Below are 18288 nucleotides of genomic sequence, written 5' to 3' on the forward strand. Positions count from 1 at the left end.
GTGTGGTTTGGATCCCGCTCCCAGCCACGCTGGGCGAAGGATCTGTTCACTTAATACAGCCAGTGGAATTTCATTTCCAATTGTATTTATTTCGACACGTTTCCCTGACACCGCTTTTGCTGGCCGATTGATGTAGGCGGCATGGCAGATCAAGCGTGCCTGAGCGCCCCCTCGTGATGCATCGCCGAGTGTCCAGGACTGGATGCCGACGTGGAGCGTTGCACGGTAGTTGAAATTATCGTGCCGCACGCTCCAGCGTTGGAATGCGTTGCGTGACGCTCCTGCGTCACAAATCTGCGCCGCTTAGCACGTTCAGCCTGCGCAGGATCTTCAGCATGTAGCCTTTCTCGATCATCCAGCCATTATGCCCGTCGCAAAAGCGTTCGCCCCTGTTGCAATAGGTGAGCAGGGTTTGTATGTCTGCAAGGTTTGCCTGCGCGATGTAGGCATCATTTTCGAGCATGTCCCCTGCGCCATGATTTATGTAATCAAAGTCAGTCCAGCAACCCTTGCCCGAGGCGCGATAGAAATCGTTCACGACCTGGAAGTATTCCGGCCAGTAGGTGTTCTCTTTGACGACGTACGTTTTGATAGCCACACCGTCCGGGTACAACCGTGGCAGGTATGACAGCAGCTCGTCGATATCCTCGGGCGTGGGTGAAGGTTCGCTGGGTGACCGTGTTTCGCTCGACGGGTGTGGCAGAAATGCCCTGACCGGCTTTGGCGTATGCCACTCCACGTAGATATCAAACGCCGACACCTGTCCCGCGGTCCGCCGCCCCTTTCGGTAGTGCTGCAGATGTTCTCTGTAACGCTCAAAGGCTTCCGATTGCACCCCATCGGCAAACATTGACGCAATGGCTGCGGATTGTATCAGCCAGTACATATCGGGCGAGCTATCGGCTTTCAGGCTGGCCATGGTGATTGCCGTGTCGAGCAATTCTTGAGCCAGCTGCCGACCGGTTTGACAGCATGCCTCGTCCAGCGTGGATCGGTCAGCCTGTTCTACCTGCGCGATGTAAGCCCGGTAGCGGATAAGCAGTGATTCGTTTTCCCTGCCCAGGGGCGGGCAGGTGGGGGGCGGTGAATTCAGTGGTTCAGGCTCTTGATACACCGGCAGCCAGGCCAGGTTCTGCTGCACGCGAGACACGAGTTCACCTTCACTGGCCGGCTCGGCAATCGGGGCGCTGGCGGGCGGCGGCGCAGTGCGCTTCTGGCCGAAGCGGGCTTTTAGATGGCGTAGCAGCTCGATCATTTGCGCACCCTTATAAGATGTCTCGCGGGATGCGCTTCAAGCATCCTGCAAGTGGCGAAGATCATCGTCAGATGCATTCGTCCCGGTTCATGCTGTTGATCAAGCTGCCGAAAGCGCGCTGTACATCTTTAGCGCCTTTTTCGACAGGGTTGAATGATCGCCATCCCAGTTCGCTATTATTTTCACGTTTGTACTGGCCGCTTCGTGCATCGCTGATCGCCTGGCGTCCTTTGCCTACGAAACCGTTCAGGTCGCTCAGTACCACGGTGCAGCCCGGCGAGCGCGTTTGTTCGCGGGTTTTTTTGTCCCAGCCTTCGATCATCTGTGCCGTTTTGCTCAGACTGGCTTCGAACGGCTTGGCAGTTTCTTCGCTTCCGGCGTTCTGAAAGAACTCGCTGGCCAACCGCGCGGACTCTTTCGCGTACACGACAATGCCTGCTCGATAATAAGCTTGTGAGTCTTTTTCTGCGCTTTCAAACGCGTTTTTGGTGTTGATGTCGTCACGCTTGTTGATCCCGTCAAAAAACGCCGCTTGGTATATGGCGACGTCTTTCATCGCTGCTTGCAGAGCAGGCTCCGTTTCCCGGGCCTTCTTTCCATCATCGGCGAGGAAGCCTTTGGACTGTGCGTAGTTTTCAAGTTCGGCCTGGACAGGAGCCAGCTTGGCGAGGGTTTCAAGCATGCCTTTTGCCGGCTCATCCAGTTCGGGCATTGGAGACTCGATGGCCAGTGCCTCCTTCAGGTTCTTTTGCCATGTGCTGATGTCGTAGGTACTGAAAATGTAGTAATCCGTCAGCTTTTTACCCGCTGCGAGCTTCTTGGGATATTCATTCAGACGCTTCTCCAGCAACTCGCCAAAGTCAGCGCCGTAATTGGCCGCTTTTACATAGACATTGTACTTTTCGACCTCGGCCTGCTCGGCACTCATCTCCTGTTGCGGCGGGCTGCCAGGTTGCGTAACGCTTTGCGGCGCGTCGCTCTTGTCACATCCACCGATAAGCAGGCTTAGCGTAATCAGCAGGGCAGCCAGAGTACTTCTTGAGTGCACTTTATTTTCCTTCCATGAGTGAGGGTAATGTCGTTCCGTGGTCTGCGCAGGTCCACAGGTAGACAGGGATGATGTCACATTAACGAGCGCCTGCTGAACCACAAAAAAGCCCAAGGGCGTTTACGCGTGAGGGCGGATATCAATGTTCGCCATCGGGATAGTTTGCTGCACCACGCTCGCGACGGTTTTCAAAGCAGGGATTCCCGCCGTCTTGTCTCGTGGTGTAAGTTGGAAGGCTTACTGATCAAACGATCAGGTTTTTTTCAAACCCCTGCCTGCCAAGGAATGCCTTCAAAAATGAATTTCGCACTCAAAAAACTCGCCGCAGCCACGCTGCTACTGACCAGCCTTTCAGCCGTGACTACGTCTGCCTATGCCAACCTTGATGCGCAACAGAGCGCCGTCATCGTCAAGACGTTCAGCGGTACATCGTTAACAGACTTCAGGCAGTTTCTGGCGAGCGTGAACAAGAACGATATCGCCAGGAGCGCAAATATCGGCCCTGCGATCGCGGCCTTTCTCGACAATAAAAAGCTTTCAGAAGCGCAGCAAAACGAAATTCATCGTCTGCTCGGCCTATACGCGCGGATCAAGTACGGCAGCGCGGCCACCGAGACGCTGCGTGAGCTGGTCGCCATTCCAACGGTGCGTGTGGACGGCGTTGCCCAGCATGAGAACCCTGAGTTCATCAAGATCGCCGAGAAGATCAAAAGCCTTGCCGAACGCTTCGACCTTAAGTTTCGCAACATCGATAACCGCGTCTATGAAGTCTCGCTCGACGGCAGCGGCGATGAAGTCGTAGGTATTCATGTGCATGCCGACGTTGTCCCCGTGACCCCAGAGAATTGGGTATTACCTGACGGCACTCGGCTGGACCCGTTCAAAGTCACTTTGATCGGTGACCGCATGTATGGCCGTGGCACCGAAGACGACAAGAACGGCATCGTGGTGTCGCTGTATGCCATGAAAGTCATCAAAGAAGAAAAGCTGCCGCTGGCGAGAAACTTCAAGCTGCTGATAGACACCACTGAAGAGACTGCCGGCGATGCCATTCCCTATTACTTCGAGCGCAATCCGACACCCAATTACAACCTGGCGCTGGATGGCGGGTATCCGGTTGTGATTGCGGAGAAAGGCTACGGCACCGTCATGGCCAGTTTTGCCAAGCGCGCTGCGCAGGGTGAGGGCGCCGAGATCGTTTCGATGACGGGTGGCATGGCCACCAATCAGATTCCGTCGAAATCAGTCGTTACGCTGGTGACCGACAAGCCTGCGCAACTGGCAGCCAGCCTGCAACAGGCCGGTGCAGATTATGTGAAACGCAATGGCGGCAACTTCGAGATTGCCGCCAACGTGGAAGGCAAGGACGTCAAGTTGACGGTGACCGGTGTTTCCGCGCACTCATCTGCGCCCGAGTCTGGGGTCAACCCGGTAGCGAGGATGCTGGATTTCATCAACAGCCTCGACGGCAACGTTGCGCTCAAGCACAACCACATCACGGATGCCGCTCGCTATGCGGCCGACAACTGGGGCCTGGACTATCTGGGCGGCAAGTTGGGTGTTGGTTTCTCCGATGAGTTCATGGGGCCGCTGACGACTTCCCTGACTTACGTTGCGCTGGATGACAAGGCGTTCAAACTGGCGGTCAATTTGCGCGTGCCGAAGGGCAAGTCTCCAGAACTGCTCAAATCTGAAATCGCCGAAAAACTCACGGCATGGAGCACGAAGACCGCTATCAACCCGGTATTCGACTATTCCATTGCCGAGCCGATGTATCGCAACCCGGAAGGCGAGTGGGTCAAGGCATTGCTCGCTGTGGCCACTGAAAACCTCGACATGAAACACGCGTTCGGCACTTCGGCGGGCGCTACATCGGTTCATGAGTTGCCCAACGGCGTGCAGTTCGGTCTGGCAAGACCTGAAGTCAAATACACCGGCCACACTGATAACGAGTTCAAGACCACCGAGCAGTTTCTGCTCGACCTGCAGATCGTGACCGAGATGATGGGCCGTATCGGGCAGCTGCCGAAACTCTGATACAGCGCTCGGGCCTGCTGTCATGGCAGGTCCGTTTTATCCGGATGCGAAAAAGCCGGGTCACGCGGTTTTTTCCCCGCCATCATTGTGAATAAGGATGTACTCATGAAAACCCGCTTGGCACTCGCACTTGCCTGCGCCGCTGTATGGGCGACTGGCAGTAACGCTTTCGCTGCCGTTTTGTCCGTTCCCGGCAACTCTTCAGAAAGCACCACCAGTAACGGCAAGCTTCAACCCCCGGTCAAGTACGCAACGGTCTGGGCCGATGAGCAGGGCGCCACTCATGTGGATCACTGTCGCATCGAGGGGCTGGAGTTTAAAAGTTACGCACCCCCTGCCGAGCCTCAGTGGATCGGCGTTTCACCCGATGAAATCGAAAGTATCGCTTATGCGGTGCTGCCGCCGGGTTATGTCGGCAGTTGGCATCACGCCCCCGGCCCTCAGTGGGTTATCACGCTTCAGGGGCAATGGTCGGTGGAAACAACCGATGGCACGGTGCTTGTTCAAGGCCCCGGAGAGATGCAGTTCAATGCCGACGCCAGCGCCAAGGCACGGCCCGACGATAAGCGCATAGGGCATTTGAGCCGTACCGTGGGTGATCAGCCCAACGTTCAGCTGATTGTGAAACTCAAGCCTCAAGCGGCTGCCAAACGTACCTCTGGCCCTTGCGCCTATTGATCGACAGGACGAAGCGTATGAATCGGGTTTTACGTCATCCGGGCAGGAACATATCAATGCTTTTATTAGGCAGTGCGCTTCTTGCCAGCGGTGCAGTCATGGCTTCGGACACGGCATCGCCTGTAAAGGTAGTTGCCAACAACCCCCACTTCACCACACTGGTTCAGCCCGATGCGCAGGCACAGGTTGTCACTGCCGATGCGAAGTGGGCAGAAGGGCCGCTATGTCTGCCCGAGGGTGGTTTGATCTGGAGTGATGTAAAGGCCAATAAGGTCATGCGCTGGAAAGAGGGCAAAGGCGTCAGTACCTGGCTGGACCCTGCCCATTATCAAAACGGGCACGCTCGGGATGCCAAGGGGCGTGTAATTGCCGCTTCCCATGGCGAGCGCGCCATTGTGCGTCAAGAGCCGGACGGTCAATGGCGCACAGTGGTCGACAAGTACCAGGGTAAACGCTTGAACAGCCCGAACGACGTTACAGTCGATGATCAAGGGGGCATCTGGTTCAGTGATCCGACCTTTGGCGTGCTGAACAAGGCAGAGAGTTATGGCGGCAAGCCGGAGCAGGGCGGCGAGTACGTGTACCGCTATGATCCAGAGCACGATCAACTGGTGAGACAGAATACCCCAGGACTGCACTCGCCCAACGGCCTGGCGTTTTCCGCGGATCAACGTTTGTTGTACGTCGCAGATTCGCAACAGGCGCATGACTTCAAGAACCCGAAGCTGGCCCACAGGATTATGGTGTATCAGGTCAACGACGGGGAGTTGAGCAATGGACGGGTGTTCGCCGAGATAACCCCCGGTATTCCCGACGGGCTCAAGGTCGATGCTCAAGGTAATGTCTGGAGCAGCAGCAAAGAGGGCGTGCAGGTGTTTTCGGCCAGCGGCGAGTTACTCGGCAAGTTGCTGGTAACGGCCAAGGACACCGGCAATCTTGCGTTCTGTTCCGCAGGCTCGCAGCACTGGGTTTATATCACCGCTGCCAATAAGGTTCTGAGGATGCCTGTTCTTGTTGAGGGCACTGGCCCGTAATAGCGACAGCCGAAAGCTGCATCAATAAGCAGGGTCATCAGCCTGAGCAATCTCGACGCGGTTGCGACCCAGGCGTTTGGCTTGATACAGCACCTTGTCCGCGCGCTGAATGAGGCTCGCAGCCGTTTCTCCGGGGCTGAGTTCTGCAACCCCCAGAGAAATGGTTACCGGGCCTGCTTCAGGTATTTCAAGGCTTTCCACGCCTTTGCGAACCCGTTCTGCGAGCTCAGCGGCCTGTTTCAGTGAGCTGTCGGGCACCAGTATCAGAAACTCTTCACCGCCCCAGCGGGCGGCAACGTCAAACGCACGAATCCGGTGTTTGAGAATGGCTGCAACGCTTTTCAATACGCTGTCGCCGGCAGGATGACCGTACCGATCATTCACTGACTTGAAATGGTCGATATCGCAGATGATGAAGCTGAACGGTTTGCCCGCCATCCGCGCCGTATTGATCAGGCGCTCAAGTGTGTGTTCCGCTGCTCTTCGGTTATCCAGCCCGGTCAGCGTGTCGCTGTGGGCAATCTCCAGCAACTTCTGCTCGCGCCCCAGGCGAGTTGTTACATCCTGACTGATGCTGACGTAATGCGTCATTGCACCCTCCACGTTACGCAGCGGGGAAATACTGTGTTCGGCGTAGAAAAGCGAGCCGTCCTTGCGCTTGTTGATAAAGGTGGTGCGAAAGGGCTCGCCGCTCGCGAGCGACTCATTGAACTGCGCATAAAACAGCGCGTCGTGTTTGCCGGAGCGTAGCATTCGCGGGTTTTGCCCAATGATCTCGGGCGCGCTGTAGCCGGTTATGAGCTGAAACGCCTCGTTGGCGAATACGATGGTGGAGTTGCGATCAGTAATGATGATCGGGTCGAACGCGGCGTTCAGCGCCTGCGCCAGCAAGTGTTGTTCACGCTCGGCGCGGATGCGCGGGCTGATGTTTTGCTGCACTGACACAAAGTTGCAGACCTGGCCCGCATCGTCGCGCACCGGTGTGATTTTCCACTCGACGACATACGGGCTGCCGTCGGCACGGTAATTGACCGTCGACCCTTCGAAAAAAAGACGTTCGCTCAGGCATTGCCGCAGACGCTCGATAACCTGCGGGTCGGTGTCCGCACCCTGCAAAATGCGCGGCGAAAGACCGATCAGTTCCTCGGCCGTATAGCCCGTCATGGTGCAGAACGCCGGGTTGACATAAACGATGAGCGGGCCGCCGTTTGCCAGATTGGCATCGGTGATCAACACGGCGTTGAATGACTGCTCGACAACTGCTTCAAGCAAGGCCAGGCGCTGGCTGGATGAGGTCATCTGATTTCCTGTCGAGTGATCCGGTAATTGATCGCGGCGCTTATCAGATACGGTGTGACGCAATGCCGAGCGGATAATTGATGCTGGTTTGACTGTGTGTCACGTACCTGTTGCAACGTCACTATACCCACATCATTGGAGGGGTGCATCGCGCTGGAGCCAGTGATATTCAGGGCTTGGTCGGTTTTTTTTGAATGGCTTATTGCCAGCTTATAGTCCGCGTGCACCCCCCCAATATTTAGCTGCGGTGCAGTCACGTATTCCGGTATCTTCTGGAGAATTGAAACTAATTGTTTCTATTTTCTCCGGGATCACGCTCGTAAAAAGCGCCCAAACCAAAGACTCAACGATAGGAGGCCCGCGTTGGACTTGTCGTCTGCTGCCTGGGTGTTTCACGATACCCGTCTGATCATCTGCTGCCTGATTGCCATCGCCACGATCATCGTATTGATCAGCGCAACCAGACTCCCGCCTTTTCTGTCGATTCTTGTAGGCACCTTCATTGCCGGTATCGGTGCGGGTTTGCCTGCCGAATCCGTTGCAAAAGCTTTCAGCAAAGGCGCTGGCGCCATTCTGGGCGAGGCAGGCATCATTATCGCGCTGGGGGCGATGCTCGGTGCCCTGATGGCCGAGTCGGGGGCCGCGGATCGCATTGCTTCAACCCTGCTCAAACTGGGCAAAGGCCGGGTGCTGCCGTGGATAATGGCGCTGGTGGCCATGGTCATCGGCCTGCCGCTGTTCTTTGAAGTGGGTCTGGTGCTGATGGTGCCGATCATTTTCGTCATGGCTCGTCAGTCCGGCCAGCCACTGCTGAAAATCGCGATTCCGGCACTGGCGGGCATGACCACGCTGCATGCCTTGATGCCGCCACACCCCGGGCCGCTGATCGCCGTCAGTGCCTTGCACGCTGATCTGGGCCTGACCATGCTGTTGGGGCTGTGCATTGCCGTGCCGGCCGTGATTCTCGCCGGCCCTGTGTATGGCAACTGGTTGTCCGGGCGCATGCACATCCAGGAGCCTGCCGAGCTGAGCGAGTTGTTCAGTGCCAAGCCTGATACCCGTCGCCAGCCAGGCTTCGGTATCTCGCTGCTGATCATTCTGCTGCCCGTGATTCTCATGCTCGGCAGCACGCTGGCCAAAGTCACGATGGAGCCTGAAAGCACTGTCGCGCTGACCCTGAAATTTCTCGGCGAACCGCTGGTGGCTTTGGGTATCGCGGTGCTGGCTGCAACAGTCTGCCTGGGCTGGGCCAATGGGCTTTCCCGCGACCACGTCGGCGGTACGTTGCGCAAAAGCCTCGCACCGATTGCCGTGCTGTTGTTGACCATCGGTGCCGGTGGCGGCCTCAAGCAAACGTTGCTGGACGCCGGCGTCAGCCAGACCATCAGCAAGGTGGCAGAAGGCGCACAGATGCCGTACCTGCTGCTGGCCTGGCTGATCGCCGTGGCGCTGCGTCAGGCAACCGGTTCCGCCACCGTTGCGACCACCACCACCGCCGGCATCCTCGCACCCATGATGGCAGGGCTCGCACCGGTTCAGGCATCACTGATCGCGCTGGTCATCGGCGCAGGTTCGGTGTTCTTCTGCCATGTAAACGACGCAGGTTTCTGGATGGTCCGCGAATACTTCGGCCTGCAACTGAAACAGACCCTCTGGGTCTGGTCGGTGCTGCAGACGATTGTGTCGGTGGTCGGACTTATAGGCACGTTGCTGTTGTGGCATTGGCTGGTTTGAGGCCGCGCCACGTGTCAGCAGCTTGCCTCACACAGCGCAGACTGCAGCAGACCTCATAACGTCCTCCAGCGCTTCTGACCTCATGGGCCTGTTCAGAAAATACCCCTGGAAGTACGGGCAGCCCATTTTACGCAGGCGGTTGTATTGCTCTGCGGTCTCTACGCCTTCAGCGGTTATTTCCAGATCAAGTGCACGGCCTAGAGACAGGATGCTGCTGACAATCGCCTGGCTGCGGTCGTAGGTCATCATTCGGGACACAAAAGACCGGTCTATCTTTACGGCATCGATCGGGTAGCGGTCGATGTAGCCCAGCGAGCTGTAGCCTGTGCCGAAGTCGTCCAGTGCCACGCGCACGCCCAAGTGGCGGATCTGCCTTAGAACTTCCGCGATGGCGTCCGGCTGGTAGAGGAAAACCGACTCGGTGACCTCGATCTGCAGTTGTGCAGCAGGCAGACCGGTTGTTGCGATTATTCGAGTGACCTGATCAACGAAACCGGGGCGGCTCAGCTCTTTTCCGGACACGTTCACATTGAGTCTCAGGTCCAGATGAGGGAACGCTTTCCTCCATGCCTGAACATCGCCGCAGGCCTTGTGCATGACCCACGCGCCCAGCTCATGAATAAGCCCCAGGTCTTCGGCAATGGGGATGAACGCATCGGGTGAAATAATGCCCATGGACGGGTGATCCCATCTAACCAGGGCCTCGACGCCCACCAGGTGCTCACTGTCGCCGCTGTAAATGGGCTGGTAGAACACCAGAAAATCCTTGTTTTCCAGCGCTTGGCGCAATGCGTTCTGGATGACCAGCGTATCAATCGCCGCCTCGCGCATCGAAGCATTGAAAAGGCTCCAGCGTCCCCGGCCTTGTTTCTTGGCGGAGTACATGGCCACGTCTGCATCACGCAGCAAGTCCTCGGGCTTTGAATGACCTTCGCCTGCCGTGACAATGCCGATGCTGCACGATATGAAAATGTCCTGACCTTCAATCTCGATGGCCGCGTGCAATTGACTGACAATGCGCTCGGCCATCTTTACCGCGGTCTCGGGCTGATCCTTGCCTACCAGCAATATGGCAAACTCATCGCCACCAATTCGCGCCAGTACATCGTTTGCACGGACACAGTTCTGCAATCGGTTTGCGACACGCTTGAGCAGTTGATCGCCGGCCAGATGGCCCATGCTGTCGTTGACGACCTTGAACCCGTCCAGGTCCAGAAAGAGCACCGTTGCACGTTCGTAGTGGTGATCAGGGTTGCTGAAGGCGTCGGCCAGTTCATTCATGAGATAGGCGCGGTTGAACAGGGCCGTCAGTTCATCGTGGAAGGCGATATAAGCCAGCTCCTCGGAGATACGCTCGCGCTCTTGCAGCCTGCTCTGTAGCGCCAGCTTCTCTTCCCATTCCAGACGCGCCCGCTGAGTCAACTGCTGAGACTCTTTGCGTTCGGTTATATCGCGCTGCACCGAAACCCAATGGGTGAACCAGCCTTTCTCGTTGGCCACCGGAACAATGCTCAACTCGACCCAGAACTGACTGCCGTCCTTGCGGGTGTTGATGAGTTCAACTTCGACCGGTCTCCAGTGAGTCAGCGCTTCGCGAATAACATCCAGTGTTTCGCGACTGGTGTCCTCGCACTGGAGTATGCGTGGTGTGCGGCCGATGACTTCTTCTTCGGTAAAACCGGTTATCGCCAGAAAGGCCGGGTTGCAATACACGATACGCGGCCCGGGCAGGTCAATCGGCTCGGCTTCGGTAATAAGAATGGCGTCATTGGCATTGATGACCACCGATTCAAGCAGGCGCAGCCTTTCAATGGAACCCACGGCCGAGCCGACCGTTTCGGGCTCGTCGCCGGGCCGCAGAAAGGTGCGTAAGTGAGCGGCATGGGTTTGCAGCGCGTACCTTTGCGCAACGCTCAATCCGGCTTCAAGGTGGGTACTGCTGAGCACAAGTGCGCCCAGCAATTGGTGCATGGAGCCGCGTATGGCGACGTAGATCAAGGTGCCTGTGTCGGCACTGCCTTGTGGATGTTCATCAGGGCTGTCCAGACCCACGCATACAACATCGCCGTAAGACGAAATTGTTCTCAGCCACGCCTCGTCGGCACAATGGCTAAATGCACCGAAACTTGCACTTTGCTCCCAGCCAGATACACCGGGCACCATCAGCGTGCCTGATGAGCACGACGCGCATTGAACGGCGGCCTTCAATACCTCTGTCATGCCGTCATGATTTGATGACGCGTGATTTGAAAAAGCATGATTTGAAGATGCAAAAACTGAAGGTGTAATCTGACCACGCTCATCGCCCAGATGATTCATCACTGACTTTTCCCGTAATTCGCACTCACCGATGCCTTGAATGCACCTGGCAAACTGCTGGGTGATAACTAAATGCCATCAATTTCTCAATGTTCCGACCCGGCGGTAATTGAAAGGTTGCAAAAGACGAGATCTGTTCTGATAGAGATCACCAGCCTTATAAAAGGCTGGTGCTATCGAGTGCATCACGGGAATGGGCGGTGTGGCAGATACTGAATTTCAGGCGCCCTGTTCCTGATAACCCTTGCGCAGTTTTTCGGCAATCAGCTTCTCAACTTCCCGCGCGGCCTGCTCCGGACTGTCCATTGTTTTGGTCATGGTCTGGCCTTGTGTGCCGATACGGCCGAAGTTGACTATCACGTCCGATTCGGCCGCGCCGATGCGCCAGAACTTGTTCGAGTTGCCTTCGCCGAACGTGAATTCACGCAGTTGAGTGCTGCCTGCAACCACTGAGTCCTCAATCAGCGGCGAAGAGTCCTGTTGCTCGACTTCGACGTTTTCGTCATTGGCCGGCGGCAGTTCAGGAGTGTCTTCACCTCGTTGCAGAAGGGCTTCAATGCGGTTCAGCACCTCTTCGCTGTCATTGAGCCAGTCGTGGCTGAGCACATCGATGATCTTCCAGCCGAAACTGCGCAGTACGGTAGGCCGGAAGATGTAGCGCTCACGAACGTTGGCAGTGGCTGACGCGTCGCCGTCCAGCAGGATGCCCAGGCTGAAATGCTCGCCGTCCGCCTCGGCAATGGCCAGGTCACAGCGAAATTGCGAGCGCCCGACATATTCCTGCACTTCGTGACCGCGTTTGCGCAAGGCTGCGGCCAGAGCGGTGCGCAGGCTGTCCTTGGGCAAGGTAATGGCGAAGGACTGTTTGGCACCGGGGTTGAGGTTGGCGAGTATCCCTTGCGAGCGTGGCGCGTCGCCTGCGGCACTGGCGCGGGCGAACTGCAGGAACGCGCGCAGGGCTGCGGCGCCATCGTTGTGGGTGTTGGTGATGGCATCGGCCTCGATGCTGGAGATAATCGCCATGCGTTTACGCGCGCGGCTGAAGATCACGTTCAGACGCTTTTCCCCGCCGCGCTGGTTGATCGGGCCGAAATTCATCAGCATCTTGCCGTTCGGCCCTGGCGCGTAGCAGATGCTCAGGATGATCACGTCGCGCTCGTCACCCTGAACGTTCTCCAGGTTTTTAACGAACAGGCCATTGAACTGCCCGGCATCCTCACGCACGTATTCACGTTCCAGGCGGGTGGCGAAGTCTGCGTCGCTGGCGGCCAGGTTCTCCAGCGCCTGCTCGATTTCGCCTTGCTGGGCCTCGGAAAACGCCACGATACCCAGGCTCAAACCGGTTTCGCGGCGCAACAGTTCGCGTACCAGGCCGGCGATGTAGCGCGCCTCGGCAACGTTGCCCCGGCTGATGTACACGCCGTCCTCGATTTTCAGGAAGCTGATCGGGCTGTCGAGCAACGTATCGGCGCCCTGAATGACGGCCTGATCCTCGCTGGAGTCCAGCGGCGTGCTGACTGGCACCGGGTGTTCGATACGACGGTCCGGAATGGTGATCAGCCGTCCCTCATAAAACGCCGCATTGGAAAAGCTGATCAGCGCCTCGTGGCGGCTGCGGTAGTGCCACGCCAGCAATGTGGCCGGAAGATTGCGTGCCGCCTGACTCAACAGGCTGTCGGCATCAAGATTGATGGCAATCTGCTCGCCGTCTTCCATGGCGATCAGTTCGTTGTCTTGTTGGTCGCCGGCGCTGGAGAAGAAATTGGTCGGCGGCAGCTGCATTTCGTCACCGACCACAATCACCTGCTGCGCACGGCTCAGCGCCGGCACCGCTTCTTCGCTGGGGATTTGACTGGCTTCGTCGAAAATCACCACATCGAACAGGTCCGGTGTCAGTGGCAGGGTGTCGGACACTGACAACGGGCTCATCAGCCAGACGGGTTTCAGGTCGTTGATCACCCGGCCGCTGTCACCGCTGGCGAGTTCGCGAATGGAGCGGTAACGCATGGTCTTACCCAATTCGTGCTCCAGTTCCCGACGTCCTTTGGCGTAGGTCTTCTTGAACTCTCTTGCCTGTGGGTCCAGTTGGGCGACCGACAGTGCCGATTGCCTGACATGTTCCAGAAAGCGTTGGTGCAAGGTTGCGCTGAGCACATGGGCGTTGTGCTTGAGCAGGCTGCTTTCGGCCTGGCTGACCTTGTGTGTGGCCAGGCTCAGCGTCTTGCCGTCAAAGCGCGCCACTTGCGGGTTGGCGCGATAAAACCGGGTCAGATTTTCCTGGGCTATCAATGCGTCCAGCGGGCGCTGCGCCAGTGCCTGTGTCTGGAGGGCACGCAGGCAGGCCGGGTCAGCCTGATGCAGTTCGTTCAGAAGCGGCAGGGTATCGGGCAGCTCGCTGAGTTCCTCGTGCAGGTCGCGCAGGTATTCGGCCACTTCAGCCAGCGTCAGTGACGGCTCGAACACGAACGACCCGGCCACTATTTCGGCCAGCCGCGCCAACGGCTGACGCAGGCTGGCCTCCTGAGCAAGCCCGGACACAGCCTCGGGATCACTGCGCAAACGCTCGACCCACTGACGCATCAGTGGCGAGGTGGCCAGTTGCTGCAGCAGGGCCTGTTGACCCTGCACAAAAGCGTCGATGTTCTGGATGCTGTAACGCTCTTGCAGCCGCTGCTGTTCAGCGTGCAACTGTGCGTTGGCCTGATGTTCACGAGCCAGGTTGTCGAGAATGCTGCGATAGCTGGGCGCCACTGCATGCTGACTGAAATCGTAACGTCGCTTCAATTCGCCGCGCAGCCGCCACCAGGACGGTTGCAGCCAGCGCATGAACGAGCCTTCCAGCCCCTGCACCAATGCCTGCGCGGCTAGGGTGTCCTGAACGCCAGGTTTGTCGCGCCAGTGGCGAGTGGCCTCGCTGGCGCTGTGTTGCTGCACTGTCAGCGCCTGTAAGGTGGCTTGCTCGGTCTGCAGCGTCCGGGAAGCGGGTGAGCTCGGCTCCAGCAGGTCGAGGTGAGAGGTCAGGTTGGCATTGGTCAGTTGCTCGGCGGCCTCACTGAAAACCTGCGCATCGGTCAGCCGGGTGTCGTTGGCCAACAGACTGGCAGACGACTCCAGCACCGGCTCGATACGCTGCATGAGCCCGCTGGCTTCGTCCACAGCGCTCTTGAGCTGGCCGTAGGCGTGTTCGTGGGTCACCAGGCGTGAGGCCAGATGACTGAAAGGATGGCGGGCGAAGCTGTCCAGGCCGAAGCGTTCGCGCATCGTCAGGTACACACGCTGGGTCAGCTCGCGTTGCTGCTGCCAGTGGTGCCATTCAGGCAGGCGCTCCAGCGCTTCGGGCGGCAGCGCGGCGGCAGCGGCAGGCAGCTCGATCAGATGACGCACCAGTTCGCGAACCGAGCAGGCGAGCGTCTGAGGCACGCTGGCCATGCTGTGTTCGAATCGTTCGATCAGTCCCAGTTGCTCGCTCATGGCCGCCAGCGTGGCAGTGCGTTGCGCCTGCAGGGTCTGCGACTGGGCGTCGGCAGCAATCCAGCGCTCATAGCATTCCCGCAGGTTGCCGACAAAGGCTTTTTTGTCCGTTTGTGAGTCATGAATCAGGCAGCACAGCTCGCCCAGCCCGCTCTGTTGCAGGCGATGAAACACCACGTCCAGCGCCGCGCGTTTTTCACAGACGAACAGCACGCGCAAACCGCGACCGGCGTAGTCGGCAATCAGGTTGGTGATGGTCTGCGACTTGCCGGTGCCGGGCGGGCCTTGAATGATGAAGTTGCGTCCGGTGCGGGCCAGGCTGACGGCGGCATTCTGTGTGGCATCACCGGCCACGACATTCCACTGCTCCGGCAGGGCAATCGGGTCCGGCGCCTGCACTTCGATGTCTCGCGGCTCGATCGAGAACATCCGGTCGAAGGCCTCATTCTGGGCAGGTTCCTCGATCAGTTGCGCGTAGTCGCGCACCAGCGACATTTTCCGGTAGTTGAAATTGGCCAGCGTCACTTGCGTCAGGTCGATGTCCCAGGCGTAGCGGTGCCCTTCATCCGCCGGCATGGAGAACGTGCTGTTCTCGGTGCTGCCGGCAACCATCTGCGGATGCTGCGTGCGCACGGCGGGTGGCGTGTCCACCGCATTGCGCAAGGGCAATTCGCTGGGCAGGACTTTTTGCCGGAACAATTGCAGGCCCAGCGGGCGATAGTCATCGCGGTCGTAGCTGAAGTCCGGTTTTACCGAGGCCATTGCCGAGCGTTGACCAGCGCGGCGGCGCTGGAAATGGTGCAGGTGCTGGACGGCTTTCTGATGGATCAGCTCGATTTTCGGTTTGCTTTGCAGGCGCAGTTCGACGCCCGGTTCGGAGAGCTTTATCTGCCGGGCAATGTCGGCATGAATCTGTTCCAGCGACGTGCTTTGCAGGTCTACGGTTTCCGGCAGTTGGATGTCGTACAACTGGCGAAGGAGGTGGCGCAGGACCGGATTGAATTCGGCCTCGGTTTCATCGCACTGCAAGACAAACTGGTCGCGCACGCCTTTCTTACGGCTCAACGCTACCGGCAGCCACAGCAGCGGCGTCACGATACGCTCGTCCGGCGTGTCCTTGAGGTTGTGCCAGCGCATGAACGCCACGACCAGGCGCAGGTTGCTGAAACCAAACTCGGCGCGATCGCGGCGGGTTTCCTGAATGATCCGCTCCAGAGAGGTCTGCAGCCAGGCCTGATCTTCAAAGCGCAGCCATTGTTGCAGGCCCACCGGCTTCCCGCTCAGGACCTGCTCGGAGAACCCCCCGAACGTGGCTTGCCAGGTGCACAGCGATTCCGGGCGAATGCTTTCAATGCGCATGACCAGCGGCACGCTGGCCACGGTCAGGTTGATGTTGGCCTGGGTCGGACGAAAGTGCAGCAGGCGGTTGCGCCTCGACAGGTCGAACAGGCGGTTGCGCAAGTGCTCCAGCACCACGGTACGCCGCGAAGCCGGGCCTTGGGCCTCTGCCAGAACCCGCTCGACGTCCAGGCTGGCAGGCTGCTCACGCCAGGTTTCCAGGCGGCGCGCCAGCGAGCTGACATCGGTGGCACGCTCGTGCCTGTTGAGTTCGGTCATCTCGACGATGAGATTGGCCAGCACCGGGTTGAGCCGGCTGTTGAGCTGGAACAGGTTTCGCCGGTGCCGGGCGAAGGTCTTGAGGTCATCGAGGTCGGCAAAGTCCAGCCCGCAGGCCAGGCACGCCAGCAATTGCCCGAGCTGGAAGATGTCGGTGATTTCATCGTGATGGCCCAGACGATGTTCCCAGCTCTGCAGGCCGAGGAGGAACACCGGATGGTCGATGGGCTGGTGCAGGTCTTCCTGCACTTGCAGATCGGTCACGGCTACACCGTCTTCCGAATCGCGGGTCAGGCGCACTTTGCCGACGATATTCAGCGCCGACTCGGGGTTGGGCTGAACCTGCCTGATCGCTTCCAGCGCCAGACGTGGCAGTGCGCCTTGCGGATCACGCAGTTGCAGGCTGCGCTCCGGCCCCTGGATGACGTCGGCGTAACTCAGTTGAGCTACGCGGCCCGACTCGTGCAACCGCGCGACTTCCCGCAGCAGTGGCAGCATCAAAAACAGCACGTCGTCTATCGGCACGGCCGCGCCGTCGTGGGTGTGCAGCAAGTGTTCGAACGTGACTATTTGATGGGTTGACTGATTCATTGGGTCCATGTCTCAACCTGCGCCTTGAGCGTACGTGTCATGAGGTCGAGCTCTCGCTTGGGAAGTTTGATGTCACGCTTGAGAACCGCCAGAAAATCCCTCTCGCTGCCGGTTTTTTGCGCTGTGCGCGCTGCATGCAGCAACGCATCGTCGCGCAGGTCCGGGTCGATCAGGCACAGATCAAGCATGATGAAGTGCAGGTATTCGTGGACGCTCGCGTCAATGCGTTCAGCTGTCAGCGTGCTCAGGTCCAGAACAGGTTCGTGGTCGCTCCAGTCTGGAAAGAAGCTGCGCACCTGATTGAGAACGGCTTCGGAGTGCAGCGCAGGGGCGCTGATGAACGTGGCGATAAAACGGCGGGTGAGGGCGGTGAGTTCGACCTGACCGGTGATGTCCAGACGGTTGAGCGACAACGGACCACGCAGGCGGCGCTGCAGCCACGCATCGGTTTCTGCAAGCTGTTGCCACCAGCTGTCCAGCGCCTGAGAGCGCAAAAAGGTCTCCGGGTGCGAAACCCCTTGAGACAGTGGCGCATCGTCGCCATCCAGTTCTCGCGCCTGTTGCAGGTAGCTGGCGGCGTTGACGGTGACAATTCCGGTGTGCACCTTGACCAGCGAGGTGATGGCCGGCTCCGGCCCGCTGACCACCAGCGCTGCGCCGCGGTCTGCGTAGATTTCAGTGTGCAGGCTGTATAACCGCGCGGTCTGCACAAGGCTCGCCGGCGCATGAAGGTCGGCCAGCGAGTGATTGAGTATGCGTTCGGCGGTCAGGTAGTCGCCGTCGTGCTCCGACCAGAGCCGGTAGTGGGCCAGTTCATGACCCAGCAACGCGAGCAGTTCCTGCGCGTCAAGGCGTTCGAGAATCGGCCCGTAGAACACCACATGCACTTCACCCGCCAGATAATGCAGACTCGCGTTCATAGTGCCATCGCCAGCCTGATACAGCGTGGCCGGTGCCTGAATGTGCAAACGCCGCAGCGCGGTTTCGCAGGCCTGATAAGCATCGGGGTGAGTCTCCGGGCTCAGCCGGTAGGTGTCGCGCAGCAGTTGCGCGCGCACATCCTGAGCATGCTCCTGCCTGACCCCGAGCGACGAGGCCCAGCTCCACACCGCAGGCTCGCTGGTTTTCAGGTAGTCGACGACCTGCTGATGGTAAGGCAGTGGCGTCAGGCAGGTAATATCCAGCGCAATGCTGTTCATGTTTCG

General features: G+C 58.6%; 10 protein-coding genes. 4 read left to right on the forward strand and 6 right to left on the reverse strand.

The annotated features are described in order from the left end of the window. Positions 1-286: 286 nt before the first annotated feature. Together PSPTO_RS07055 and PSPTO_RS07060 are read right to left on the reverse strand one after the other, a co-directional pair. Complete coding sequence (locus PSPTO_RS07055; RefSeq protein ID WP_011103515.1) at positions 287-1255, reverse strand: DUF6508 domain-containing protein; 969 nt, start codon at positions 1253-1255, stop codon at positions 287-289. A 67-nt stretch (positions 1256-1322) separates the two neighbouring features. Then, on the reverse strand, positions 1323-2303 hold the full coding sequence (locus tag PSPTO_RS07060) for a YiiG family protein (RefSeq protein ID WP_046463279.1): 981 nt from the start codon (positions 2301-2303) through the stop codon (positions 1323-1325). A gap of 297 nt (positions 2304-2600) precedes the next feature. Between PSPTO_RS07060 and PSPTO_RS07065 the strand changes: the two genes are divergently transcribed. The 3 genes from PSPTO_RS07065 to PSPTO_RS07075 all read left to right on the forward strand — a co-directional run bounded on the left by PSPTO_RS07065 (position 2601) and on the right by PSPTO_RS07075 (position 6052). Continuing rightward, positions 2601-4340 carry a dipeptidase gene (locus tag PSPTO_RS07065; RefSeq protein ID WP_011103517.1) on the forward strand — a complete coding sequence of 580 codons (1740 nt, stop codon included), beginning with the start codon at positions 2601-2603 and terminating at the stop codon, positions 4338-4340. A gap of 105 nt (positions 4341-4445) precedes the next feature. Then, positions 4446-5018: a hypothetical protein gene (locus PSPTO_RS07070; RefSeq protein WP_005763983.1), complete on the forward strand. Its 573-nt coding sequence runs from the start codon at positions 4446-4448 to the stop codon at positions 5016-5018. A gap of 56 nt (positions 5019-5074) precedes the next feature. Beyond that, on the forward strand, positions 5075-6052 hold the full coding sequence (locus PSPTO_RS07075) for an SMP-30/gluconolactonase/LRE family protein (protein ID WP_046463280.1): 978 nt from the start codon (positions 5075-5077) through the stop codon (positions 6050-6052). Between the two features lie 21 nt (positions 6053-6073). Here PSPTO_RS07075 and PSPTO_RS07080 read toward each other — a convergent pair whose 3' ends face one another. Next, positions 6074-7351 carry a sensor domain-containing diguanylate cyclase gene (locus tag PSPTO_RS07080; protein ID WP_011103519.1) on the reverse strand — a complete coding sequence of 426 codons (1278 nt, stop codon included), beginning with the start codon at positions 7349-7351 and terminating at the stop codon, positions 6074-6076. 363 nt (positions 7352-7714) lie between these two features. On the opposite strand from PSPTO_RS07080, the gene PSPTO_RS07085 reads away from it, so the two are divergent. After that, entirely contained in the window at positions 7715-9085 is a 1371-nt protein-coding gene (locus PSPTO_RS07085; protein WP_044391022.1) for a gluconate:H+ symporter, read from the forward strand. 27 nt (positions 9086-9112) lie between these two features. Here PSPTO_RS07085 and PSPTO_RS07090 read toward each other — a convergent pair whose 3' ends face one another. The 3 genes from PSPTO_RS07090 to PSPTO_RS07100 form a co-directional block, all read right to left on the reverse strand. Continuing rightward, complete coding sequence (locus tag PSPTO_RS07090; RefSeq protein ID WP_044391024.1) at positions 9113-11305, reverse strand: putative bifunctional diguanylate cyclase/phosphodiesterase; 2193 nt, start codon at positions 11303-11305, stop codon at positions 9113-9115. 318 nt (positions 11306-11623) lie between these two features. Next, entirely contained in the window at positions 11624-17083 is a 5460-nt protein-coding gene (locus PSPTO_RS07095; protein ID WP_046463281.1) for a WGR domain-containing protein, read from the reverse strand. Further along, a complete protein-coding gene (locus tag PSPTO_RS07100; protein WP_005763971.1) occupies positions 17080-18282 on the reverse strand; it encodes a M48 family metalloprotease in 1203 nt (400 codons plus the stop codon). The genes PSPTO_RS07095 and PSPTO_RS07100 overlap by 4 nt, the downstream gene beginning before the upstream one ends. Between the last annotated feature and the right edge of the window lie 6 nt (positions 18283-18288).

It is taken from the genome of Pseudomonas syringae pv. tomato str. DC3000 (assembly GCF_000007805.1).
GTDB lineage: Bacteria > Pseudomonadota > Gammaproteobacteria > Pseudomonadales > Pseudomonadaceae > Aquipseudomonas > Aquipseudomonas avellanae.